Origin of the sequence: Vibrio sp. J502 (genome assembly GCF_025397955.1) — a bacterium.
Lineage (GTDB): Bacteria > Pseudomonadota > Gammaproteobacteria > Enterobacterales > Vibrionaceae > Vibrio > Vibrio anguillarum.
The window spans coordinates 2,256,969-2,281,483 of the sequence record NZ_CP104554.1 but is presented as its reverse complement, the minus strand read 5'-3'; the positions used below and the strand labels follow the sequence as shown (position 1 = coordinate 2,281,483).

The following is a 24,515-nucleotide window of genomic DNA, read 5'->3' as shown; positions in this document are numbered from 1 at the left end:
AGCTGTTATGAGAAAAATTTGGCTAGGTGCCCTTTCTCTTATTGCCATTTATGGCTGTTCATCAACGGTCGCACCTATCGCTTTTTTTTCATCATTACCGAAAGGGGTTACGCTGATTGAGCAAGTGGATGCTCAACCAGAAAAAGTGATGATCCCTTATGCAAAATATCAGCTCGATAATGGCCTTACTGTCGTGCTCTCACCGGATCACTCAGATCCTTTAGTGCATGTCGATGTCACTTATCATGTGGGTTCGGCACGTGAAGAGGTTGGAAAATCAGGGTTTGCTCATTTCTTTGAACACATGATGTTTCAAGGAACGGAGCACGTTGGCGATCAAGAACATTTTCGTTTGATCACCGAAGCGGGAGGAACCATGAATGGGAGTACCAACCGTGACCGTACTAATTATTACCAAACCGTGCCTTCAAATCAGCTAGAAAAAGTGTTGTGGCTCGAATCTGATCGGATGGGATTTTTGCTCAACGCGGTTTCTCAACGTAAATTTGAGATCCAACGTGACACAGTAAAAAACGAACGCGCACAAAACTACGACAACCGCCCCTATGGCTTGATGTGGGAAAAAATGGCGGAGGCGATGTATGCCGAAGGGCACCCTTATTCATGGCAAACCATTGGTTATGTCGAAGATCTTGACCGAGTGGACGTCAACGATCTTAAAGCGTTTTTCTTACGTTGGTATGGGCCGAATAATGCAGTGCTGACCATTGGTGGTGATATTGATGTTCAGCAAACACTTGAATGGGTTAATCAATATTTTGGCACCATACCGGCAGGCCCAGCCGTTGATAACGCACCTAAACAGCCGGCCCAGTTGGCGCAAGATCGTTTCATTACCTTGGAAGATCGCATTCAGCAACCCATGGTTGTGGTGGGTTGGCCGACAGAATATCGCGGTGCTCAAAGTCAAGCCTCGTTAGATGCGCTTGCCAAAGTGTTAGGCAGCGGTACCAATAGTTATCTCTACCAAGCGTTGGTCAAAACTCAAAAAGCCGTCAATGCGGGTGCATTCCAAGATTGCGCCGAATTGGCTTGTACCTTCTATGTTTATGCCATGGCCCCTTCGGGTGAAAAGGCTCAGCTTGCTCCTTTGTATCGAGAGTTAATGCAAACACTCAGTCAGTTTGAACAGCAAGGGGTAGATCAGAGTCGACTTGATCAAATTACCGGTATGGCGGAAGCGAATGCGGTCTTTGCGCTGCAAAGTGTATCTGGAAAAGTGACGCAGCTTGCGTCCAACGAAACGTTTTATGGGCAGCCTGATCGCCTAGAGCAACAATTAGCTCAGATTCATGCGGTCACCCCAGAGTCAATTCAACAGACTTATCAGCGCTTCATTGCTCATCAACATAAGGTTACCTTAAGTGTTGTGCCTAAACATAAAGCCGATCTTGCCGTTCAAAAAGCTAATTTCGTATCCCCTAAAAGAGTGCTGCCCGAGCATCAAACGATAACCGAAGATCAATTGGCTTATCGCCAGGTTGAAGATCAATTTGATCGCTCAATCATGCCTTCTGTGGCAAAAGGTGTGAAAGCACAAATGCCGACACTGTATGAACTCTATTTTGATAACGGTATTGAGTTATTAGCCACACAAACCAGCGAAACGCCGACCGTGCTAATTAATATCAATTTACCAGCAGGAGAGCGACATGCCGCGCGTGGCAAAGAAGAGTTAGCTAATTTAACCGCGGCGCTACTTGAAGAAGGTTCAACTCGACGCTCAGTGGAAGCCATTCAAGCTCAACTCGACACGTTAGGTTCGACTATCAGTGTTACTGCCAATGAGTATTCGACCAGTATTATGGTCTCTAGTTTGAAGAAGAATGTTGCAGCAACATTGGATGTGGTTGAAGAAGTTTTATTTCATCCTGCTTTCAAAGAGAGTGATTTTACACGGCTGAAGCAGCAGATGCTGGAAGGGTTGGTTTATCAGCATCAAACACCGGGATGGCTTGCTTCACAAGCTACTCGTCAAGTACTGTTTGGCAACTCTATTTTTGCGCGTTCAAGTGAAGGCACTGAGCAATCACTAAACGATTTAACATTAGAAGATGTAAAACGCTTTTATGCGAAACATTACACGCCACATGGTACGCAAATCGTTGTCGTTGGCGACATTTCCAAAAAAGAGGTCGCTAAACAGTTAACCTTTTTGGGGCAGTGGCGCGGTGAAGCTTCTCCTTTGTTACATCCCCAAGTGGTGAACTCACTGACAGAGCGGAAGATATATCTGGTTGATAAGCCTGATGCGCCGCAGAGCATCGTCCGTTTTGTGCGAAAAGGGTTGCCTTTCGATGCCACTGGCGAGCTTTTTCTCAGCCAACTGGCTAACTTCAATTTAGCGGGCAACTTTAACAGCCGCATTAATCAGAATTTGCGTGAAGATAAAGGCTACACCTATGGCGCTGGGAGTTATTTCGCGAGCAATCGAGAAGTGGGCGCTATCGTTTTCAATGCTCAAGTGCGTGCTGATGCCACTGTAGCTTCAATCGTTGAAATAGAAAAAGAGATGGCAACATTCAGTCAAAGTGGCTTAACCGACCAAGAGCTAAAATTTATGCGCCTTGCTGTCGGCCAACAAGATGCACTGACGTATGAAACACCATCACAAAAAGCGCAGTTGCTTAGTAATATTTTGACCTATAGTTTGGATGAAGATTACCTACAGCAACGAAATGAACTGGTAGAAAACGTAAAAAAATCAACGCTCAATAAACTCGCCGCTAAATGGTTTGCACCACAAGAGTATCAAATTATCGTGGTGGGTGATGCGAAAACGTTGAAGCCACAACTTGAAAAATTAGATATTCCCGTAGAAGAGCTTGAAATCATCCGCTAGAGTACACATTTATAGGGGGCAGATTGTTTGCCTCCATTCTACTCTCTTGTTGAGTTAGAGCCGCTTTCATTCGGATCATTCACCTATAAGCGAATCATTATTTTGACTAATTTTGCCGCACGACTTGAACAAGTCACTAAAAAATCAGAAGTGTTTAAGCAGTTTGGCCGAGGCGTTGAGCGTGAAACGTTACGCTATACCCCAGAAGGCTCGTTAGCTCTGACTCCTCATCCAGAAGCACTCGGCAGCGCATTAACCAACCGTTGGATCACCACTGATTTTGCGGAGTCATTGCTTGAATTTATTACACCAGTCTCTCATGACGTGCCGACTTTACTCTCACAACTGGCGGATATTCACCATTTTGCTCAAACCAAATTGGGTGACGAAAAGATGTGGCCGCTTTCTATGCCTTGTTATGTTGGCAGCGAAGATGATATCGAACTGGCGCAATATGGTTCATCAAATACGGGTAAAATGAAAACCCTTTATCGAGAAGGCTTAAAGCGTCGTTACGGCAGCTTAATGCAGATCATTTCTGGCGTGCATTTCAATTTTTCATTTCCAGAATCATTTTGGGATGCCTTGCATGGCGAGCAAACTGAATCCCAGCGTACTGAGACAAAATCGGAAGCCTATTTTGGTGTGATTCGTAATTACTACCGTTTTGGCTGGCTTATTCCCTATTTCTTTGGCGCATCACCTGCGTTATGTTCATCGTTTGTGCGCGGACGTGAAAGCCATCTGCCATTTGAAAATATTGGTAAAACGCTTTATTTGCCTCATGCTACCTCGTTGCGTCTCAGTGATTTAGGTTATACCAATAGCGCGCAAAGTGGCTTGCAAATTGGTTTTAATAGCTTGGATCAATATCTAGAAGGGTTGAATCAGGCGATCCGCACCCCATCAAAAGAGTTTGCAGAACTAGGCGTGTATGTCGATGGTGAACATCGTCAGCTCAACAGCAATGTTTTGCAGATAGAAAACGAACTCTATGCACCGATCCGTCCTAAGCGTGTGGCCAAAAATGACGAAAAGCCGTCACAAGCGTTAGAGAGAGGCGGAGTCGAATACATCGAAGTGCGTTCGTTAGACGTAAACCCGTTTAGCCCGATTGGTATTACTGAAGATCAAGTGCGTTTTCTCGATCTGTTCCTCACTTGGACAGCTCTTTCAGATTCAGATCCGATGGACAATTGTGAGCTGGCATGTTGGCGAGATAACTGGAACAAAGTGATTTTAGAAGGTCGTAAACCGGGTTTAGAGCTACAAATTGGCTGTCGCGGAGAGAAACTGACGCTGCAAGCGTGGGCGCATAATGTATTCGATGACTTACGCAAAATAGCGCAAGTAATGGATAGCGCTTGTGGTGGCAACGCATACCAAGCCGTATGCGAGAAACTAAGCTCGTGGATTGATAATCCAGAATTAACCTTTTCCGCCCAACTACTTGAACAGACTAAACAGTTTGGCGGTCTCGGTAAGGTAGGTTGTGCATTAGGAGCCGAATACCGACAAGCCAACCTGGCACATCACTATCAAACTTATTCTGAGTCTGTGATGGAAGAGGAAGTGCTGCGTTCTCGAGCCGCTCAGCAACAGATAGAACAACACGATACTCAAAGTTTTGAAGAATTTCTTGAAAGCTATTTTTCGTACCTAAAATGATCTCTCGATCATAATCTAACATTGATAGGCAGAGCATCGCTCTTTGCCAAATAAGGAGAAAGCAATGCCATTACTCGACAGTTTTACTGTAGATCACACTCGTATGCATGCGCCTGCGGTACGTGTGGCAAAAAATATGCAGACGCCTAAAGGGGATACAATCACCGTATTTGATCTCCGTTTTACTGCTCCAAACAAAGATATTCTTTCGGAAAAAGGGATCCACACTTTAGAGCATTTATACGCTGGCTTTATGCGCGCGCACTTAAATGGTCATGATGTAGAAATCATCGACATCTCACCTATGGGCTGCCGCACAGGTTTTTACATGAGTTTGATTGGCGCGCCAACAGAAGCGCAAGTGGCGCAAGCGTGGTTAGCGGCGATGCATGATGTGCTAAAAGTAGAGAGCCAAGATCAGATCCCTGAACTAAACGAATACCAATGTGGTACAGCCTCAATGCACTCGTTAACAGAAGCTAAAGAGATTGCTCAAGCGATTATCACGGCAGGTATTGCGGTGAATAAAAATGATGAGCTTGCTTTACCTGAGTCGATGCTCAAAGAGCTGAAAGTGGATTAAAGACCGCCAGATCTGGCCCTTTAAAAGAAAAAAGCTTGGCAGTGACCAAGCTTTTTTCTTTCTTTTATGCAGTGACTGGCGATTAATGCTTTTTGGCTTTGCGTGGAAAGACTTTAACCTGCTTAATGCGGTTTTCTTCTACATCCACAATCTCCATCGCATGACCAGAGACTTTGACACTTAAATGGCTACTTGGAATATCTTCAAGGTGCTCCAAAAGTAAACCGTTTAAGGTTCTTGGGCCCGTTGTTGGCAGTTTCCACTTCAGCCCTTTGTTAATGTCACGGATATTTGCGCTGCCATCAATCAAGAAGCTGCCATCACTTTGTGGTGTAATTTCATCGGCTAAGCTTGGTGCCATCGAGGTTGTGAATTCCCCCACAATCTCTTCGAGAATATCTTCAACAGTGATCAAGCCATTGATATCACCGTATTCATCAACGATCAGGCCAATCCGCTCTTTGTTGCGTTGGAATTTAAGTAATTGTACGTTGAGCGGTGTGCCTTCCGGGATGAAGTAGACTTCATCAGCGGCACGTAAAATCATCTCTTTATTGAACTCTTTTTTTTCCAACATCAAACGAGAAGCATCACGAAGGCGCAATATGCCCACCGCTTCATCAATTTTGTCTCGGTAAAGCACCACGCGTCCGTGTGGCGAGTGAGTTAACTGACGCACGATAGATTTCCAATCATCGTTAATATTGATACCAGTAATTTCGTTACGTGGGATCATGATGTCGTTCACCGTAACATGTTCGAGATCGAGAATGGAAAGCAGCATATCTTGGTGGCGACGAGGAATAAGACCACCCGCTTCGTTGACGACGGTTCTCAACTCTTCAGAGCTTAGATGATCCTCCGCCCCATGCTTGGCCTTAAGGCCTAGTAAGCGGATGAAACCATTGGTGATGAAGTTAATGAACATCACCAATGGTGACAATATCTTCATTAAGAAGGTCAGTAAGATGCTGCTGGCGTAAGAGACGCGTTCAGGGTAAAGCGCTGCTAATGTTTTTGGCGTCACTTCAGCAAAAACCAGAACGACCAACGTCAGCGCACCAGTGGCAATGGCCACTCCTAGATCCCCATAAAGGCGCATACCAATAATAGTGGCAATTGCAGAAGCTAAAATATTGACTAGGTTGTTGCCAATGAGGATCAAACCAATGAGGCGATCTGGACGATCAAGCAGTTTTTCAACACGCTTTGCACCTTTGTGGCCGGTATTGGCCAAGTGCTTTAAGCGGTAGCGGTTCAAAGACATCATGCCGGTTTCTGAACCTGAAAAATAAGCCGAAATTACGATGAGACCCGCGAGTAGTGCAAACAATATACCCGTTGAAATGTCGTCCAAAACGTGGTTTTTCCTTATAAATAGTGTGATTAAGTAATGATCTAATTAAATGAATGTGTCAATACGCTATCAAACGTGTTGAGTTAGCTCAAAATGATTTCTTTTACAAAACGGCTACCAAAGTAGGCCAGTGTGAGTAAGGTTGCACCAGCGACAGCAAACCAAGTCACTTTTCTACCGCGCCAACCTTTTCGGTAATGTCCCCACAACAATACAGAATAGACAACCCAAGCAATGAAAGACAAAATGCCTTTATGCGCTTTGCCTTGAGCAAACATATCACCGACAAAATCAAAACCAGTAATCAAGGTACCAGTAAGTAATACGTTACCTATCAAGATGATTTTAAACAGTTGCCTTTCTACCATCAGTAGTGGTGGCAAATTGGGGTTGATGGTTAGCATCTTCTTTTTCTTTAGCTTGTAGTCCAGCCAAGCCAATTGCAAAGCGTAGAGTGCGCCAATCGAAAGGGTTGAATACGAAAATAGTGCTAGAGAAATATGCAACAACAGTGGCGGATTGTTTTCTAAGTGAGTCATGAACATGCTGGGAAGAAATGAGGCGGCGCTGACGTTGATCGCGGCGAAGCTATACACCACCGGCAACAGAAACCACAATCGCGTTTTTAACATCGCAATGCTCATCACCAGCGAGATGATAAAGCTTATCAATGATGCCACATTGAGCATACTGAGGTTTTGCCCATTAGCGTTGAAGATTAAATCACTCAGTAACCACGCATGAAAAGCCAGCGCCAGTGCTGAACTGAACAATACTGTCTGCGCACGAATCCCAGTTTGATTAACTAAGCCTGGAATAATGGTCGCTATGGATAAAAAATACAAAATAGTGGCGACTATTGCGATTAAGTTTTCCATACTTCTTACAAAATGGTGGCTGAATTGGCGAATTATACCTTGCATCACGATAATGAGCTACGTTGGATACCGATTGATTTGACATATACCCACCTTAGTTGAGGTCATGGTGCAAATAATTAACAGGGTGAAGGCTTTTATTCCATAAATCGCAGAGATAACTCTTTTTGACCCCCCTGTTTTGGGGACCCAATGTTACGTTTACGGGTTTAAGTCGCTTATCGCGAAGCGTCAATGGGTATGACTATTAGATTGGCTAAGGTATACTGACCCCAATTAATCGCCGAACTAGCGAAGAGACAACGATGTTTGAAAATTTAACGGATCGACTATCCAAGACGCTGAAAAATATCAGCGGCAAAGGCCGTCTCACCGAAGACAATATTAAAGAAACCCTACGCGAAGTGCGCATGGCGCTGCTTGAAGCGGACGTTGCACTGCCTGTAGTGCGTGATTTTGTCGCGCGCGTTAAAGAGGGCGCAGTGGGTGTTGAGGTGTCTAAATCGCTGACACCAGGACAAGAGTTCATCAAGATTGTTCAAGCGCAGCTTGAAGCGGTAATGGGCGAATCCAACGAAGCACTTAACCTTGCCGCCCAGCCGCCAGCAGTGATTTTAATGGCGGGTTTACAAGGCGCGGGTAAAACCACCAGTGTTGGTAAGCTTGCTAAGCTGCTTAAAGAACGCGATAAAAAGAAAGTACTGGTGGTTTCGGCTGACGTTTATCGCCCAGCGGCGATAAAACAGCTTGAAACGCTAGCTAACGATCTGGACGTTGAATTTTTTCCTTCTTCAGCCGACCAAAAACCGATTGATATCGCCAATGCGGCCATTGACCATGCGAAGAAGAAATTCTTCGATGTGCTGATTGTCGACACTGCAGGCCGTCTTGCTATTGATGAACTGATGATGGCAGAGATCCAAGATCTGCATGCGGCGATTAATCCGATTGAAACATTGTTCGTTGTGGATGCCATGACGGGGCAAGATGCCGCGAACACCGCAAAAGCCTTTGGTGATGCGCTGCCGTTAACGGGGGTTATCTTAACCAAAGTTGATGGTGATGCTCGAGGTGGTGCCGCACTTTCCGTTCGTCATATCACCGGTAAACCGATTAAATTCTTAGGGGTCGGCGAAAAAACTGACGCGCTCGAGCCTTTCCATCCTGATCGTATTGCATCACGCATATTGGGAATGGGCGATGTTCTCTCATTAATTGAAGATCTACAACGTAATGTTGATCACGAGCAAGCAGAACGCCTAGCTAAAAAATTCAAGGAAAAGAAAGGATTTGATTTAGAAGATTTCCGCGAACAGCTCGGGCAAATGCAGAATATGGGCGGCATGATGGGCATGCTCGATAAACTGCCTGGCATGGCAAACCTACCTGCCAACGTGAAAGATAAGGTCGATGATAAGATGTTCAAGCAGATGGAAGCGATCATCTGTTCGATGACCATGCACGAGCGTCAGCACCCAGATATGATAAAAGGTTCACGTAAAAAACGTATCGCGACGGGTTCTGGCACCCAAGTACAAGATGTTAACCGCTTACTGAAACAGTTCACCCAAATGCAGAAAATGATGAAAAAAATGCAGAAAGGTGGCATGAAAGGCATGATGCGTAATATGCAAGGCATGATGGGCGGAATGGGTGGCATGGGTGGCGGCGGTTTCTTTGGTCGTTAACCTAACTCATTGCGATGCTTAAAATTTACTAAAGCGTGATGCTCATCACTGCAAAAGCATAATGCTTTTGCTGGTGAAAAAATAGCTAAACCCCTTGCAAAGCCTCGGAATAAGAGTAAAATTCCGAGGCTTTATTTTGGCACGAGACCCCAGACTGTTTTTCGTAAATGGTTTTTGGGGTTAATTTTATTATTGAGAAAGCAAAGAGGACGACATGGTAACCATTCGTTTGGCACGTCACGGCGCTAAAAAGCGTCCATTTTATCAAATCGTAGTTGCGGATAGCCGTAACGCAGTAACTGGCCGTTTCATCGAGAAAGTAGGTTTCTTTAATCCTACGGCTACTGGCCAAGAAGAAGGCCTACGTGTTGATCTAGATCGCGTTAACCATTGGGTTGGTCAAGGCGCATCTCTATCTGATCGCGTAGCTAAGCTAGTAAAAGACGCTCAAAAAGCGGCTTAATTCTTACTTTTATAGAAGAACATTAGCTTATGTCGATGAAAGGTAAAGAAACAATGAGCAAAGAAAACGAAAAGATTGTTATGGGCAAGTTTGGTGCTACCTATGGCATTCGTGGCTGGCTCAAAGTTTTTTCCTACACAGACGAAGCTGAAAGTATTTTTGATTACAGCCCTTGGTTTATTAACCAAAAAGGCCAGTGGATCGAGTACAAAGTAGAGAGTTGGAAGCGCCATGGCAAGAGTATGGTGGTAAAACTTGAAGGTTTAGATGTTCGAGAAGACGCACATCTACTCACCAACTTTGAAATTGCTATTGATCCCGCATCATTACCAGAATTGTCAGCAGATGAATTCTACTGGCGTGAATTGTTCGGTATGCAAGTTATTACTACTAAGGGGTATAACCTTGGTGAGGTCACTGACCTATTAGAAACTGGCTCCAACGATGTTCTGGTTGTGAAAGCGAATTTGAAAGATGCTTTTGGCCAAAAGGAACGGTTGGTACCGTACCTTGAAGAGCAAGTGATCAAGAATGTTGATCGCGAAGCTCGACGGATCGAAGTTGACTGGGATCCGGCATTCTAACTCTAAAATTTCAGAGCGAGAGAACACATGTGGGTTGGCGTTATAAGCCTATTTCCTGAAATGTTCCGTTCTGTTACTGATTTTGGAGTAACAGGTCAAGCGGTTAAAAAAGGTTTGCTGTCTATTGAAGCTTGGAATCCTCGAGATTTCACTCATGACAAACATCGCACCGTCGATGACAGACCTTACGGTGGTGGTCCTGGAATGCTCATGATGGTTCAGCCTTTGCGCGATGCCATTCATGCAGCAAAACAAGCCGCACCGGGAAAGACGAAAGTCATTTACCTTTCTCCTCAAGGTCGAAAACTCGACCAAAAAGGAGTCGAAGAGCTGGCGACGAATGAGAACCTAGTTCTTATTTGCGGACGCTATGAAGGGGTAGATGAGCGTATCATCCAATCAGAAGTTGACGAAGAATGGTCGATTGGTGATTTTGTGATGACAGGCGGCGAACTGCCAGCCATGACGTTGATTGATTCTGTCTCTCGGTTTGTTCCGGGAGTATTAGGAGATTTCGCATCAGCAGAAGAGGATTCTTTTGCAAATGGCTTGCTAGATTGCCCGCACTATACGCGTCCTGAAGTGTTAGATGGAAAAGAAGTACCTGCGGTACTGAAATCCGGTAATCACGAGGATATTCGTCGCTGGCGGCTGAAACAGTCGTTGGGCCGAACTTGGCATAGAAGGCCAGAGCTCCTGGAAAACCTAGCTCTGACTGACGAACAGGAACTATTACTGGTTGAGTTCATTAAAGAAACTCAAATACATCAGTAACCTATTTAATTTAGTATCAGTTTATTCTAGGAATTTTTAAAATGAGTAACATCATCAAGGCTCTTGAAGAAGAGCAAATGAAACAAGGCCTACCTAAATTCGCACCAGGTGACACTGTTGTTGTTCAAGTTAAGGTAAAAGAAGGTGATCGTGAGCGTCTACAGGCTTTTGAAGGCGTTGTAATCGCAATCCGTAACCGTGGCCTACACTCTGCATTCACTGTTCGTAAGATCTCTAACGGTGAAGGTGTTGAGCGTACGTTCCAAACTCACTCTCCAGTGGTTGATAGCATTGAAGTTAAACGCCGCGGTGCAGTACGTCGTGCCAAACTGTACTACCTACGTGAGCGTTCTGGTAAGTCAGCTCGTATCAAAGAGAAACTTGCTAAGAAGTAATGCTATAAACTAGCGTTCTCATAGTAATAAACAGGGGGCGAGTAATCGACCCCTGTTTTTATATGTACGCTAATATTGATCTTCTGACCAACCATCACTGTCTGACATATCCGGTGCACCGGGAATACTTTTTTCCTCATCGGCCCACTCGCCAAAATCGATCATCTGACACTGTTTGGAACAAAAAGGACGATAAGGGCTCTGTTCTCCCCATTCGACATCGGCTTTGCACTGCGGGCATTTTACAATGGTAATTTTCTTTGACATAACGGACTTCAAGTAACGATGGATAGGCGTAAGTGTATTACCTAACGCAATGGAAAGTAAGAGTCAGTCGGGAATTGAAGCGGAATTGATTAACAGCAGACGGCGAGATCAAACTCGATATCGCGCCCTGTTGCTTGGCCTGATTGGAATTCGATAAACTTAATCGCGAAGCGATTTTTATGTCCAGAGATCATGGGGTATACCCCATACTCAAGTGGGATCGACAAGCGCAAGATATTAGCGTCTTCGGCATCGCTTTGATAAAAACCTAATCGTGCTAGGCGTGCTTTAAAATGGCCCGTTTCGCGTGTTAACTTCAGCCAAAGTTGCAACGCATCTGATAACGGTCGCAGCGTTTCCATCCATTGGTGCGCATCTTGGGTCTTCTTTTCTATCGGAATGTGTAGCCAGTAGTGCAGAGCTGGCAGGTCAAAACAGCACGACCCGCCCGGTAAATTAAAACGTTGGCGAATCGTGCTTAAGAAACGATCTTCTTTGAGTGATTGACCAAAGCGTTCAGCGCTCATTAAATTACGATGGACCTCGTCGATCTCTTCAAGGAGCGCTAGCAACATTTCTTGATCAACACCATCCACATTGAGCCAGCTACGGTAGTTCAAACGCTGTTTTTCAATATCTTTAGCCAACTCGCTTTTGAGTTGGATCTGTTCGAAGATTTCGAGTAAATCAAACAATGAACGAAAGAAGAGTTGGTGTTGAATACCGTCACGAAACTGAGCAGAATGCATCAACTGGTTAAGCAGCGCTTCGACTCTTAAATAGATACGAGTTTTTTCGTTCAGTGGGTGTTCAAACTTATGCGTGGTCATCTAGCTAGCCTTAGGTCCGGTCTGGGTTATTCTTACAGACTTAGGCTGCATATGGCTAGATACTTTTTGTGTAATTCTGTGATTTGAGGCAAAAGTTTTTGGTTTTCTGCGCTATTTTTAATCACATCGTCAGCGTATTGCAATCTTTGCTCACGGCTCGCTTGAGCGGCTAAGATCGAACGGACTTGTTGCTCTGATACCTTGTCTCTTGCCATAGTGCGAGCGATTTGGGTTTTTAGATCAACATCAACCACTAAGATGCGATCGACTAAGGTTTGTAGGTTATTTTCTATCAATAATGGCACAACCAATAAAGCATAAGGCGAGGTGGTTTTTGCTAAATCAGCAATCATTTTTGCACGGATCATTGGGTGAAGAAGCTGATTAAGCCAAGCCTTTTCTTGCTCATCAGCAAAGATCTTTTCTCTTAACGCGGTGCGATCCAATTGTCCATCGGGCTTTAATATGGTGAGGCCAAAGTGCGCGCAAATCGCCGTTAATCCTTCACTACCTGGTTCGACGACTTCTCGAGCGATGATGTCAGCATCCACGACATCAATCGAGAAATGCTGCTGAAATAAGTGAGCAACGGTGCTTTTTCCGCTGGCAATCCCGCCGGTTAAACCCACTACTAACCCCATGACGATAACCCCATAATTGAACCTAAATACCAACTCATAATATCGTTACCCCACAACAAGGTTAGCCAGCCAGCAATGGCGAGATAGGGGCCAAAAGGAAAGGCTTTGTCGATCCCTTTTTTTTGCAAGCGCAATTGAATTAGGCCAAAGACAATGCCAACCACAGATGACATGAGAATGATGATGGGCAGATATTGCCAGCCCAACCAAGCGCCGAGAGCAGCCAGCAGTTTGAAATCGCCATAACCCATTCCTTCTTTGCCTGTGACGAGTTTAAACAGCCAATAGACCGACCATAAGCTCAGATAGCCAGCAATGGCGCCGATCACCGCATCTTGCAAACTGACTGGGCTAATGTGCATCAATGATAAGCTGAGGCCCGCCCACAGTAGTGGCAGTGTCAGCTTGTCGGGTAATAGCATGGTATCGAAATCGATAAACGTCGCCGCGATGAGCACAAAAGTGAAAAACAATAGCGCTAGTGAAAAATAACTAAAACCGAAGTGGCTAGCCACGACAAAGCTCATACTGGCGGTGAGCAGTTCAATCAAAGGATAGCGTGCACTGATCGGACCTTGGCAACGGGAACATTTCCCTTTTAAAAAGAGCCAACTGAGTAGCGGAATATTGTCAATAATACGGATTGGCGTATCACAGTGTGGGCAGCTAGAACGGGGGAGACTGAGCGTGAGTTGCCCTTCCGGTGGCGCAATGTGATATTCGGGAAAGCAGTCAGCGCACTCTTGTCGCCATTCTCGCTCCATGATTTTGGGTAGACGATAAATGACCACATTGAGAAAACTCCCCACGATTAAGCCAAACAACGCTGCAAAAAGTGGAAAGAGCCAAGGGTAATAAATAAAAACTTCCATGCACAGACTCGATAAGTAAAAGATTAGCAGTGCTAATACTATCCTAATACACTCATTAAGTTAAAGATGGGCAAGTACATTGCCACCACTAAACCGCCGACCACCGTACCCAAAAAGACAATGATCAATGGTTCGAGAATTTTGCCTAAGTTATCGACGGTATTATCGACTTCAAATTCGTAAATGGTGGCGACTTTATTGAGCATGTCATCCAATCGGCCTGATTCTTCACCAATCATCACCATTTGCAGCACCATTTCAGGAAAGGCTTCGGTATTACGCATCGCAATATACATTGGCATACCGGCTGCCGTATCACGATAGACCTCATTAATCGCCGTCTCAAAATGGACATTGCCAGCGGTTTTAGCGGTGGTTTTTAAGCTGGCTAAAATCGGAATGCCTGTACTAAAACTGGTGGCGAGTGTGCGACTGAATTTAGCAATAGAGGCTTTGCCTATCACCCCGCCAAGAATGGGAAACTTTAATCCTAATCGGCTGGTTTTTAAGCGTATTAAAAAAGATTTTTGCCGTACTGCTTTCACGGCAATTGTGGTGAGGATTATGATGATGATTACCCACAAACTGTAACTTTGCACCCAATGAGAGAGTTTCAATACTTGCTGTGTAAACCAAGGTAATTCGGCTCCGAATCCTTTGAACATGCTTTCAAACTCAGGGATCACCATAGTAAGCATTAAGTAAGAAACACCTAACGCGACCAACACCACCATGGTTGGGTAGATGAGTGCTTTAATGACTTTAGCGCGCAGTTGTTCACTTTTTTCTCGATAAGTCGCTAGCCGCTCAAACACTTCAGCCAAGTTACCTGACTGTTCACCTGTGTGAATGAGATCAACATACAAGGTATCGAAATGGGTGCTGGCGGTACGCATCGCTTTGGAAATTGGCGTTCCGGCTTCAACCCCTTTGGTGACTTGCGACAAAATGGATTTCATTTCGGCTTTGCGATGGTTATCTCCGACCAGTTTTAAGGCTTGCACGATGGGCACGCCCGTGGTCAGCATGGTCGCCAATTGGCGTGTCAGAATGGTGATGTCTCTGGCCTTCACGCGATGAGTCAAGCGGGTGATAAAAGAGACGCCCCCTTTTTTGATTTTTTTGATCTGAATGTGCTGTTCTTTAAGTTTGTCACGCACTTCCAGTTCGGTTAAAGCGAGAGTTTGGCCAGATACTTTTTTGCCCGAACTATTGATGCCTTTCCAACGATAATTTTTGAGTTCTGATTTGATTTTTGTGTTCATACAATAGAGTCACTCAATGGCTAGCTAAGAGGGGTCAAAGCGTTAGAAATAGAGCACGCGTTGCAGCTCTTTGAAGCTGGTGACGCCGTTTTTGAGCTTTTCAATGCCTGATTCTTGTAGTGTCTGCATTCCGTTGGCTTTCGCGATCTGTTCTATTTGATGAATGCTTGCTTTTTGCATAATCGCTTCGGCCAGCTGTGGGTTAAACGCCATCACTTCATAAATGCCGACTCGACCTGAATAGCCCCCTGTGCATTCGTTGCAACCATGCGGGTTCGCTTCATAAATGGTTTCTGTCGCTAGCAGCTGAAAATGTTGCTGCAACTGCATTGAGGGCACGACGGCAATTTTGCAGTGCCGACAAAGGCGACGAGCCAAACGCTGGGCAATAATTAAACTGAGTGAAGAGGCTAAGTTAAACGCTTCAATTCCCATATTACTCAAGCGAATTACCGTTTCGGCGGCGGAGTTAGTATGCAAGGTAGAAAGAACTAAATGCCCGGTTTGTGCCGCTTTCACGGCGATTTCGGCAGTTTCTAAATCGCGGATTTCGCCAACCATCACAATGTCGGGATCTTGCCGTAAGAAGGAGCGTAATGCTTGCGCAAAGCCAAAGCCAATTTTTGGTTGCACTTGAACTTGGTTGATACCGGATAAGTTAATTTCAACCGGATCTTCAGCGGTGGAAATGTTCACTTCAGCAGTATTTAAAATGCGTAGCCCCGTATAGAGCGAGACGGTTTTTCCGCTGCCCGTCGGGCCCGTCATTAAAATCATCCCTTGTGGTTTTTTCAGCGCAGCTAAGTAGAGCTGTTTTTGCTGGTCGTTATAACCCAATTTGTCGATATCTAAGTTAGCAGCGCTGCTATCGAGTAGACGTAGCACGATTTTTTCACCCCATAAAGTGGGGAGGCTGGAAACGCGCATATCGATGGCGGTGTCTTGATTCAACCGCAGTTTAATTCGTCCATCTTGTGGTAAGCGCCGCTCGGCAATATCGAGTTTGGATAAAATTTTAAGCCGCGCGGCAAGCCGGCGACTTAAGTTGCTTGAGGGACGCTGCGTTTCCACCAAAATACCATCACAGCGCAATCGTACTCGGTAAAGCGCTTCGTACGGTTCGAAATGGATATCGGATGCGCCTTTTCGCACCGCATCAAGCAGGATTTGGTTAATAAAACGGCTGACTGGGGCGTCATCTTGGCTGAGGTCTTCAATCGATTGAATCTCATCATCAGATAGCTTAACTAAGTTCGCCAGTTCATCTTGGCTGATCTCTTTCCCTGAAGAAGAGGATCCTTGAATCGTTCGGCCATACAAGCGCCGGATGGCTGCTTGCAGCGCTTTGTAGTCGGCTAAAACCAGTTCAACTTGTAAGCCTGTCGCGAAGCGAAAATCATCTTCCACTTGTAAATGGGTCGGGTCGGAAACCGCGATGGTCAGGGTTTGGCCATTATGGGCAATCGGCAGTGCTTGGTAACGGGTGATGAGATCACGCAAACCAAGCTGTTGGCAGAGCTGTGGGTAGTCGTAGCGGGTTAAGTCGGTGTCCGGTAGGCCAAAAAGGGTACTTAACTGCTCAGTCAGATCATGAGGATGGAAAAAATCCAAAGCGAGCAAAGCTTCTGGCACATTCGCACCAGACGCTTTGATATGTTCAATAACTGCGTGTTCTTGCGTCGGGCTCAATATCTGAGCCTGACGCAGAATCGCAGGGAGGTTGGTTAGCATATATTTTAACTATGTGGACAACCCGTGGGTGCTGCTGCTGATTTGGTGGAGAAACCAGAGGTTGCACAGCTCCAACCGAGGTCACTGTCTCTAGTAATAATTGCTTTAGCCCCGGTTGGTAGTCCATTGATTGTAAGCTCTATACTTTTACCGTTAGTACCAATAGAAAGAGTTCCGTTTTTTATCGCGCCCTGGCTGACACCTACTTTATTTAGTTCAGTAACATTTGCTGGAAAGCTACCTTCCTCTTGATAGTACAATTCAGCAGGAGTAATAATCGACTTTAATGTTGCAACAGTCGAAGCTACCTCGCTTTTTGTTACGTAATCTTTATAAGCAGGAACGGCAATCGCAGAGAGTACGCCAATAATTGCCACCACAATCATCAATTCAATTAAGGTAAAACCACTTTGTTTCGTTTTCTTATTTGTGTTCATTATTTGATTTGCTCCGTTTGAACGCATAAGGATAGGCAGAGCATAAGAAGCTTGTGGGTTGGTGGGAATGAGATAAAGAGCAGTGCGCGAGCGATTTGGATTTTTTACCTGTTTAGTTGCATATATCAATCACTGAAATACGACTGACTTAAAAATGCCGTCTTGCTTTTGATACGCAAGCAATAAAAAAGGAAGCTCGTCAGGCTTCCTTAACTATTTGAAATTTTTGATCTTTATTCCAATAATTGATGTAATTAATTACTGAAAGCGCATTGAGAGATCGAGTGCTTTAATGTGCTTAGTCAGCGCGCCGACTGAGATGTAATCGACACCGGTTCGCGCGTAATCGCCAATGGTTTCTAATGTGACGTTACCAGAATTTTCTAAAGCCGCGCGGCCTGCGTTAATTGCTACCGCTTCGCGCATCATCTCAATACTAAAATTATCCAGCATAATGATGTCAGCACCCGCTTGAATCGCCTCTTCTAACTCTTGCAAGCTTTCGGTTTCGACTTCGACGGGTTTACCGGGGTTGAGCTGTTTAGCGGTGCTGATGGCTTGGGTAATACCGCCACAAGCAATGATATGGTTTTCTTTAATTAAATAAGCATCAAACACGCCAATACGATGGTTAAAGCCGCCGCCACACGCGACAGCATATTTTAGTGCGCTGCGCAGGCCAGGGATAGTTTTGCGTGTATCAAGTAGTCGGCATTCGGTGCCTTCTAGCTGTTTGGCATACTGAGCAGTAATGCTGGCGCAACCTGACAAGGTTTGAATGAAGTTCATCGCATTGCGTTCACCAGTCAGCAGCGCGCGAGCTGGACCTTCAAGAGTGCACAAAACTTGGTTTGGCTTAACTTGATCACCATCTTGGACATGCCAGTCAATTTTCACTTCACCACCAAGTTGTTTGAAGATTTCCTCTGCCCATGCTTGGCCACAAAATACGCCATGTTCACGGGTGATGAGAGTCGCGGTATTACGCGCATCCGCTGGAATAAGGTTTGCGGTGATATCAGCAGTCGCATCCAAGCTGCCACCGAGATCTTCTCTGAGTGCATCGCTAACGGCACGAGTAATTTCCAATGGGAGTTGCTGTTTCAGATAATCAAGGCGTTGTTGGCTGTTGTGTGTATTTTTCATCGCAAATCTAATATGGTGTTGAACAGAGTGAGAATGATACGCTGAGTTTTACTCAAATTCAGCCACTAATCTCGCATTTCCTCTGGCTAAGGTTCATTTTTGTGTGAGTGTAAGGGGTCAACTGATGATCGATAAAAAGGGTTGGTATCAAAGCGCACGTCGAGTGCCATCGCCGTTTTATGATCAGCGAAGCGATGCGCAAGATATTTCATTGCTGGTGGTACATAATATCAGCTTGCCTCCGGGCCAGTTCGGCGGCCCATATATTGAGCAGTTTTTCACTGGCACGCTTGACCCGAATCAACACCCTTTTTTTCAAACCATCCACCAGATGCGCGTCTCGGCTCACTGCCTTATTCGGCGAGAGGGAGAAGTAGTGCAATTTGTGCCATTTAATGCCAGAGCTTGGCATGCGGGCCAGTCAAGCTTCGCTGGTCGTGCAAAATGCAATGATTATTCGATTGGGATTGAATTGGAAGGGAGCGATGAGACGGCTTATACTCCTGCGCAATATCAAGCCTTAGCGACTTTGACGTGTGCATTGCAGCGGCGTTATCCGCTCATCACCAATCAACGCATCACCGGGCATCAATACATTGCGCCATTACGCAAAACTGACCCCGGTTTGGTATTTGATTGGCGGTGCTATCGAACCTTGTTGGCAACAAATGACTAACAACAAATAGCGAACAACGAATTAAATCGAATCGTGATATTCCACTAAAATTTGCTCAACCCAGCATTGAATGCGTTCGTCGCTTTGCTCGTATTGCGAATCTTCATCGAGTGCGAGACCAACAAAGTGGCGGCCATCTTTCGTTAGGGCTTTTGACGCTTCAAAATGGTAGCCTTGGTTGGGCCAGTAGCCAATCAATTGAGCACCAATTTGTTTTAGCTCATCATGCAGCATCCCCATCGCATCGAGGTACCATTCGCCATAACCTTCTTGATCGCCTAAGCCGAATAATGCGACGTACTTGCCGTTTAGCGACACGCCACCGATTTGATCCCATATTGCGCTCCAATCTTCTTGGATTTCGCCAAAGTCCCAAGTTGAGATGCCCAGTATTAAAAGATCATAGTTGCTCATCAAAGAGAGTGGCGTTTCTTTCACATTGTGAATCTCCACCAAATCCTCACCGATGAGCGCACGGATCTTCTCTGCTGCCATTTCGGTATAACAAGTTGTTGAGCCGTAAAAAAGACCGATCTTCATAATTTTGTGTTCGTTTTAAATCAAGAATAGTGAATTCTAACCATAAAATGACGCGCTTTGCAGCGATTATCCTGCCGATGATGTTTTTTTATGGTATTAAACCAGTGGCTCACATAACCTGAGCAACTCGATTTTCACCACAGAGGTTTGATGTGTCTGAATATATTTCTCCTGATCAAGGGGTTGTGGAACAGTTTTTAGATGCGATGTGGATGGAGCGTGGTTTAGCTGAAAACACGCTCTCATCGTATCGCAATGATCTGACGAAATTGTTGCAATGGATGCAGCACAATAATTATCGCCTTGACTTTATTAGTGTCACTGGTTTGCAGCAGTACCAAGCGTGGCTCGCTGATCAAGACTATAAGCAAACCTCGCGGGCACGTATGTTGTCGGCGATTCGTCGTTTATTTCAATATCTTCACCGTGAGAAGCTCCGCGGCGATGATCCGAGCGCGCTCTTAATTAGCCCTAAATTGCCGCAGCGTCTGCCTAAAGATTTATCCGAGCAGCAAGTGGAAGATTTATTGAATGCTCCCGATACTAATAATCCTCTAGAATTACGTGACAGAGCGATGTTGGAACTCTTGTATGCAACAGGGCTACGGGTGACCGAATTGGTTTCACTGACCATGGAAAATATCAGTTTACGTCAAGGCGTAGTAAGAGTGATTGGTAAAGGTGGCAAAGAGCGTCTTGTACCGATGGGCGAAAATGCCGTTGATTGGATTGAAACTTTTCTTGAACAAGGGCGGTCTACTCTGCTGGGCGAACAAACGTCGGATGTGGTTTTCCCCAGCCGACGAGCAAGGCAGATGACTCGTCAAACCTTTTGGCACCGAATTAAACACTACGCAGTGATCGCACAAATCGATGTGGAAAAACTCTCTCCACACGTATTAAGGCATGCTTTTGCCACGCATCTACTCAATTACGGTGCCGATTTGCGTGTAGTGCAAATGCTGCTCGGTCATAGTGACTTATCGACCACGCAAATTTATACTCATGTTGCGACTGAGCGACTTAAACAATTACATAGCGAGCACCATCCAAGGGCTTGAAAAGGTGAATTTAATGAGCGTATTACGCCAACTGACTCTTCTTACATTGCCACTTTTTGCTGTGGCGTGTAACGCCGAAACCACAGAGCAAGTGACGTCAACGGCTGTGCAAGCGGCTGCGCTTGATAAAACGGTTTTTGAACAACGTTTTTCTAAACTCGGATTGGAAGTGCTGAGTGTTCAAGCCTCTGATATTCCGGGAGTGATTGAAGTGCAAACTTCCGGTGGCGTGCTGTTTTCTGCGCCTGACGCGAGCCATTTTATCGCCGGAACCTTGTATGAATTAGATAAGAATGGTGGTTATGTCGATGTGTTAGCCAAACGCCAAGCGCCCGTTAATGCGGCGAAGATCGCGCAGTTTGAATCGAGTATGATCGAATACAAAGCCGCCAATGAAAAATACGTGGTGACTGTTTTTACTGATATTACCTGTGGTTATTGCACTCGTTTGCATAGTCAAATGAAAGGGTATAACGATTTAGGGATCACCGTGCGCTACATGGCTTACCCGCGTCAAGGCGTTACGGGGCAGGTAGCTGATCAGATGGCCGCTATCTGGAATGCAGATGATAAAATGGCAGCGATGAATGAGGCAAAAACCAATCATCAATTGCCAGAAGCAGGGCAGAACATCCAACAAGCTAAGCAGTTGATTACCAAACACTATCAGCTCGGGCGTGAGTTAGGCATCAACGGCACGCCTGCGATTTTCCTACCGAATGGCGAAATGGTTGGCGGTTATTTACCACCAGAGCAATTGTTGCAACGCCTTCAGCAGATTCAATAACTTTAGGAGTCGGGCTTGAGTGTTCTTGAGCCCGCTGATTTATGATTGAGATAAAACAAAGACCAGCCCCCGATCTTTCGCAACTTCCTGACACGATTCCAACACTGCTTAAACGTATCTATATCAACCGTGGTATCACGAACCTTGAACAACTCGACAAGGCCGCTAAAGCACTGCATTCCTACCAACAATTAGGTGGCATAGAACGAGCGGTACAACTACTTTTTCACGCCATCGAGCATCAGCAGCGTATCATAGTCGTCGGGGATTTTGATGCTGATGGCGCAACCAGTTGCGCCTTATCTGTTTTGGCGTTGCGAATGTTGGGATCGCACAATGTGGACTATCTCGTGCCTAACCGTTTTGAAGATGGTTATGGCTTAAGCCCTGAAGTGGTCGATCAAGCGATTGAGCTTGGCGCGCAGATGATCATGACGGTCGATAACGGCGTCTCCTCTATCGACGGGGTGCGTTATGCCAAGCAGCAAGGGCTGACCGTCTTGGTGACCGATCACCATTTACCGGGACACGAGTTGCCAGAGGTTGATGCGATGGTGAATCCCAATTTGGCTAACTGCCCGTTTCCCTCGAAGGCATTAGCCGGCGTAGGGGTGGCTTTCTATTTGATGATGGCGCTGTGCGTGCATATGCGAAAAAACGGCTGGTTTACTCGACAAGGCATGAGTGAACCCAAGTTGATGGAGCTGATTGACTTAGTCGCACTGGGTACTGTCGCTGATGTTGTGCCGCTCGATGAAAACAATCGCATTTTAGTGCATCAAGGTTTGCAACGCATTCGTGCCGGGCATGCAAGGCCGGGTATTCAAGCTTTGATTGAAGTGGCTAAACGTGACGCGAGGCGTTTAGTTGCCTCGGATTTTGGCTTTGCGTTAGGGCCACGCATCAATGCGGCAGGGCGCTTGGATGACATGTCATTTGGCGTTGAGTTGCTAATGTGCAATGACATTCACGCTGCGCGTAGAATGGCCAGTGAGCTGGATGGTCTTAATCAAACTCGCAAAGAGATTGAAGAGGGGATGAAGCAAGAAGCGCTGGCTTTTTGTGAGCGCTTACAACTGAGTGAAAATAGCGAATTGCCGCACGGTTTAGTGCTGTTTCAACGCGATTGGCACCAAGGTGTAATTGGTATTTTAGCCTCACGTATTAAAGATAAATATCATCGCCCTGTGATTGCGTTTGCCGATGGTGGCGATGGCAGTATCAAAGGGTCATGCCGCTCTGTTGCTGGGTTACACATGCGCGATGTGCTGGATCGCATTGATACACAAAACCCCGGTTTAATCGCCAAATTTGGCGGTCACGCGATGGCGGCAGGTTTAACTATTGCCGAAAAAGCGTTTGAGCGTTTTGCTGAGCTGTTTGATCAAGCCGTACGTCGCGAGTTAGATGAAAGCGCGCTCAAGGGCGTGATTTTATCCGACGGGGAGTTAACACCTGAAGAGTTCTCGATGCACACCGCTGAAACCTTGCGTTCCGGTGGCCCATGGGGGCAGGCGTTTCCTGAGCCTCTCTTTGACGGTGAGTTCAAACTATTGCACCAAAAGCTGGTGGGAGAAAAGCATTTGAAACTGATGCTTGAACCGCTGTTCAAAGGCCACCCAACCAACATTATGATCGATGGTATCGCTTTTAATGTCGATTTAAGACGCTGGCCAGATGCGTCGGTGAAAACGGTGCGTCTTGCGTATAAGCTTGATATTAATGAGTTTCGCGGCAATCAGTCACTGCAATTGATGATTGATCACCTCGAAGCGAAGTAACGGCTTGATATTTCTCTTCTTTCGATGCGTGACATAACCTTCCCTCCCCTAGAAAGGAGATCTCAACGAATGTTTGCTCTTACATTCCCTCCCCTTATTAGGGGAGGGTTAGGGTGGGGTATATCTTTTGATTGATATTGTGTTTTTCGAATTACACCCCCTCCCAGCCTCCCCCTAGAAGGGGGAGGAGCCAAAGAATGTTTCCCCATTTCTAGCCCATCATTTCCCCATCTGTATTCATTTTGTAATTGGTCTGACCAATAATATTGCTGTTTTAATCGACTGTTGTTATCAAAGTGTTTAAGCGTGAGCTGTTCTATGATTTAGGTCAACTTTTGGCTGGACAGCTACGTTTTAATTATGTTAATTTCTGCACCAACTTGAAATTGGTATTACCAATTGACTGCAAAGAGTAGAAGAATAATAAATTATGGCTTATCAAAGGATTCGTCAGCCAAAACTCTCTGATGTAATTGAACAGGAGTTAGAAAGGCTGATAGTGGAAGGAACACTCTCTCCGGGGCAACAATTGCCTCCAGAACGAGAACTGGCAAAACAGTTCGAGGTGTCTCGTCCATCCATTCGTGAAGCCATTCAACGCCTCGAAGCCAAGCGTTTATTAACCCGCCGTCAAGGTGGAGGTACGTTTGTCAGTGAGAACATTTGGCAGAGTTTTTCTGATCCTCTGCTAAATTTATTGTCTAGCCACTCTGAAACCCAGCTCGATCTATTGGAATCGCGTCACGCGATGGAAGGTATTTCAGCGTATTTCGCAGCATTGCGTGGTACTGAGGAAGATTTTGCTCGCATTCAAGCCTGTTTGGCGAGAATTGGTGAACAACAAGTAAAAAAAGAGGTCGAAGCAGAAGCGTCTGCTGTAGTCGCGTTTTTAGTCGCGCTTACAGAAGCTGCTCATAACGTGGTGCTTTTGCATATCGTCCGCAGTCTTGCCCCTTTGCTTGAGCAAAATGTTCTACAGAATTTAAAACTATTACACCGCCGCCATGAAGTGGTGGAGAAAGTAAGTAGACACCGAGCTAATATCGTGGATGCGATCGTTTCTGGTCAGCCGGAAAAGGCGCGCGAAATGTCCCATTCTCACTTAGCTTATATCGAAGAAACATTGTTGGATTTGACCAAAGAAGAGTCTCGTCGTGAGCGTTCGTTGCGCCGAATTCAGCAGGGTAATGAGTCGTAACCTACGGCGAATTGCTTGTTTTATAGATCC

General features: G+C 45.6%; 24 protein-coding genes. 13 read left to right on the top strand and 11 right to left on the bottom strand.

The genetic code is table 11. The features are described from left to right. Window positions 1-7: 7 nt before the first annotated feature. From N5E84_RS10435 to luxS, 3 genes are all read left to right on the top strand, one after another. Window positions 8-2,863: a M16 family metallopeptidase gene (locus N5E84_RS10435; protein WP_069212070.1), complete on the top strand. Its 2,856-nt coding sequence runs from the start codon at window positions 8-10 to the stop codon at window positions 2,861-2,863. A 102-nt stretch (window positions 2,864-2,965) separates the two neighbouring features. Beyond that, window positions 2,966-4,531, top strand: coding sequence for a glutamate--cysteine ligase (gshA, locus tag N5E84_RS10430; RefSeq protein ID WP_026027564.1), 1,566 nt, complete (start codon window positions 2,966-2,968; stop codon window positions 4,529-4,531). A 64-nt stretch (window positions 4,532-4,595) separates the two neighbouring features. After that, a complete protein-coding gene (gene luxS, locus N5E84_RS10425; protein ID WP_010319518.1) occupies window positions 4,596-5,114 on the top strand; it encodes an S-ribosylhomocysteine lyase in 519 nt (172 codons plus the stop codon). An 82-nt stretch (window positions 5,115-5,196) separates the two neighbouring features. Here luxS and N5E84_RS10420 read toward each other — a convergent pair whose 3' ends face one another. Together N5E84_RS10420 and N5E84_RS10415 are read right to left on the bottom strand one after the other, a co-directional pair. Continuing rightward, complete coding sequence (locus N5E84_RS10420) at window positions 5,197-6,471, bottom strand: HlyC/CorC family transporter (protein WP_017045776.1); 1,275 nt, start codon at window positions 6,469-6,471, stop codon at window positions 5,197-5,199. Between the two features lie 83 nt (window positions 6,472-6,554). Then, window positions 6,555-7,349, bottom strand: coding sequence for an inner membrane protein YpjD (locus N5E84_RS10415; protein WP_026027563.1), 795 nt, complete (start codon window positions 7,347-7,349; stop codon window positions 6,555-6,557). Between the two features lie 305 nt (window positions 7,350-7,654). Between N5E84_RS10415 and ffh the strand changes: the two genes are divergently transcribed. From ffh to rplS, 5 genes are all read left to right on the top strand, one after another. After that, window positions 7,655-9,037, top strand: a complete 1,383-nt coding sequence (ffh, locus tag N5E84_RS10410; protein ID WP_019281904.1) for a signal recognition particle protein — start codon at window positions 7,655-7,657, stop codon at window positions 9,035-9,037. A gap of 214 nt (window positions 9,038-9,251) precedes the next feature. After that, the gene (rpsP, locus tag N5E84_RS10405; protein ID WP_010319522.1) at window positions 9,252-9,500 is read left to right on the top strand and encodes a 30S ribosomal protein S16; all 249 of its coding nucleotides are present in this window, start codon (window positions 9,252-9,254) and stop codon (window positions 9,498-9,500) included. A gap of 29 nt (window positions 9,501-9,529) precedes the next feature. Then, complete coding sequence (gene rimM, locus N5E84_RS10400) at window positions 9,530-10,084, top strand: ribosome maturation factor RimM (RefSeq protein WP_013857691.1); 555 nt, start codon at window positions 9,530-9,532, stop codon at window positions 10,082-10,084. Between the two features lie 27 nt (window positions 10,085-10,111). Further along, the gene (gene trmD / locus N5E84_RS10395; protein WP_010319524.1) at window positions 10,112-10,858 is read left to right on the top strand and encodes a tRNA (guanosine(37)-N1)-methyltransferase TrmD; all 747 of its coding nucleotides are present in this window, start codon (window positions 10,112-10,114) and stop codon (window positions 10,856-10,858) included. 41 nt (window positions 10,859-10,899) lie between these two features. Then, a complete protein-coding gene (gene rplS / locus N5E84_RS10390) occupies window positions 10,900-11,253 on the top strand; it encodes a 50S ribosomal protein L19 (protein WP_010319525.1) in 354 nt (117 codons plus the stop codon). Window positions 11,254-11,322: 69 nt separating this feature from the next. On the opposite strand, the gene yacG is transcribed toward rplS, so the two are convergent. The 8 genes from yacG to nadC all read right to left on the bottom strand — a co-directional run bounded on the left by yacG (window position 11,323) and on the right by nadC (window position 18,442). Next, window positions 11,323-11,520 carry a DNA gyrase inhibitor YacG gene (gene yacG / locus N5E84_RS10385; protein WP_010319526.1) on the bottom strand — a complete coding sequence of 66 codons (198 nt, stop codon included), beginning with the start codon at window positions 11,518-11,520 and terminating at the stop codon, window positions 11,323-11,325. An 89-nt stretch (window positions 11,521-11,609) separates the two neighbouring features. After that, window positions 11,610-12,350, bottom strand: coding sequence for a cell division protein ZapD (zapD, locus tag N5E84_RS10380; RefSeq protein ID WP_019281903.1), 741 nt, complete (start codon window positions 12,348-12,350; stop codon window positions 11,610-11,612). 32 nt (window positions 12,351-12,382) lie between these two features. After that, a complete protein-coding gene (gene coaE, locus N5E84_RS10375; protein ID WP_013857688.1) occupies window positions 12,383-12,991 on the bottom strand; it encodes a dephospho-CoA kinase in 609 nt (202 codons plus the stop codon). After that, a complete protein-coding gene (locus N5E84_RS10370; RefSeq protein WP_019281902.1) occupies window positions 12,982-13,863 on the bottom strand; it encodes a prepilin peptidase in 882 nt (293 codons plus the stop codon). Before N5E84_RS10370 ends, coaE begins: the two co-directional genes overlap by 10 nt. Window positions 13,864-13,901: 38 nt before the next feature. Then, complete coding sequence (locus tag N5E84_RS10365) at window positions 13,902-15,128, bottom strand: type II secretion system F family protein (RefSeq protein WP_069212069.1); 1,227 nt, start codon at window positions 15,126-15,128, stop codon at window positions 13,902-13,904. 42 nt (window positions 15,129-15,170) lie between these two features. Beyond that, window positions 15,171-16,859 (bottom strand): type IV-A pilus assembly ATPase PilB, encoded by a 1,689-nt coding sequence (gene pilB, locus N5E84_RS10360; protein WP_029388146.1) that lies wholly within the window; start codon window positions 16,857-16,859, stop codon window positions 15,171-15,173. 5 nt (window positions 16,860-16,864) lie between these two features. Next, the gene (locus N5E84_RS10355) at window positions 16,865-17,299 is read right to left on the bottom strand and encodes a type IV pilin protein (protein WP_050934217.1); all 435 of its coding nucleotides are present in this window, start codon (window positions 17,297-17,299) and stop codon (window positions 16,865-16,867) included. A gap of 255 nt (window positions 17,300-17,554) precedes the next feature. Further along, complete coding sequence (gene nadC, locus N5E84_RS10350) at window positions 17,555-18,442, bottom strand: carboxylating nicotinate-nucleotide diphosphorylase (protein ID WP_019281900.1); 888 nt, start codon at window positions 18,440-18,442, stop codon at window positions 17,555-17,557. Between the two features lie 124 nt (window positions 18,443-18,566). Here nadC and ampD point away from each other — a divergent pair, with 124 nt between their 5' ends. After that, complete coding sequence (gene ampD, locus N5E84_RS10345) at window positions 18,567-19,118, top strand: 1,6-anhydro-N-acetylmuramyl-L-alanine amidase AmpD (RefSeq protein ID WP_214650766.1); 552 nt, start codon at window positions 18,567-18,569, stop codon at window positions 19,116-19,118. Window positions 19,119-19,139: 21 nt separating this feature from the next. Here ampD and fldB read toward each other — a convergent pair whose 3' ends face one another. After that, on the bottom strand, window positions 19,140-19,658 hold the full coding sequence (gene fldB, locus N5E84_RS10340) for a flavodoxin FldB (RefSeq protein WP_013857680.1): 519 nt from the start codon (window positions 19,656-19,658) through the stop codon (window positions 19,140-19,142). Between the two features lie 152 nt (window positions 19,659-19,810). Here fldB and xerD point away from each other — a divergent pair, with 152 nt between their 5' ends. From xerD to pdhR, 4 genes are all read left to right on the top strand, one after another. Further along, a complete protein-coding gene (gene xerD, locus N5E84_RS10335; protein WP_013857679.1) occupies window positions 19,811-20,719 on the top strand; it encodes a site-specific tyrosine recombinase XerD in 909 nt (302 codons plus the stop codon). 13 nt (window positions 20,720-20,732) lie between these two features. After that, entirely contained in the window at window positions 20,733-21,506 is a 774-nt protein-coding gene (locus N5E84_RS10330; RefSeq protein WP_017045785.1) for a thioredoxin fold domain-containing protein, read from the top strand. Between the two features lie 41 nt (window positions 21,507-21,547). Beyond that, entirely contained in the window at window positions 21,548-23,287 is a 1,740-nt protein-coding gene (recJ, locus tag N5E84_RS10325; RefSeq protein WP_019281898.1) for a single-stranded-DNA-specific exonuclease RecJ, read from the top strand. A gap of 430 nt (window positions 23,288-23,717) precedes the next feature. Then, entirely contained in the window at window positions 23,718-24,485 is a 768-nt protein-coding gene (pdhR, locus tag N5E84_RS10320; protein WP_010319539.1) for a pyruvate dehydrogenase complex transcriptional repressor PdhR, read from the top strand. Window positions 24,486-24,515: the final 30 nt, after the last annotated feature.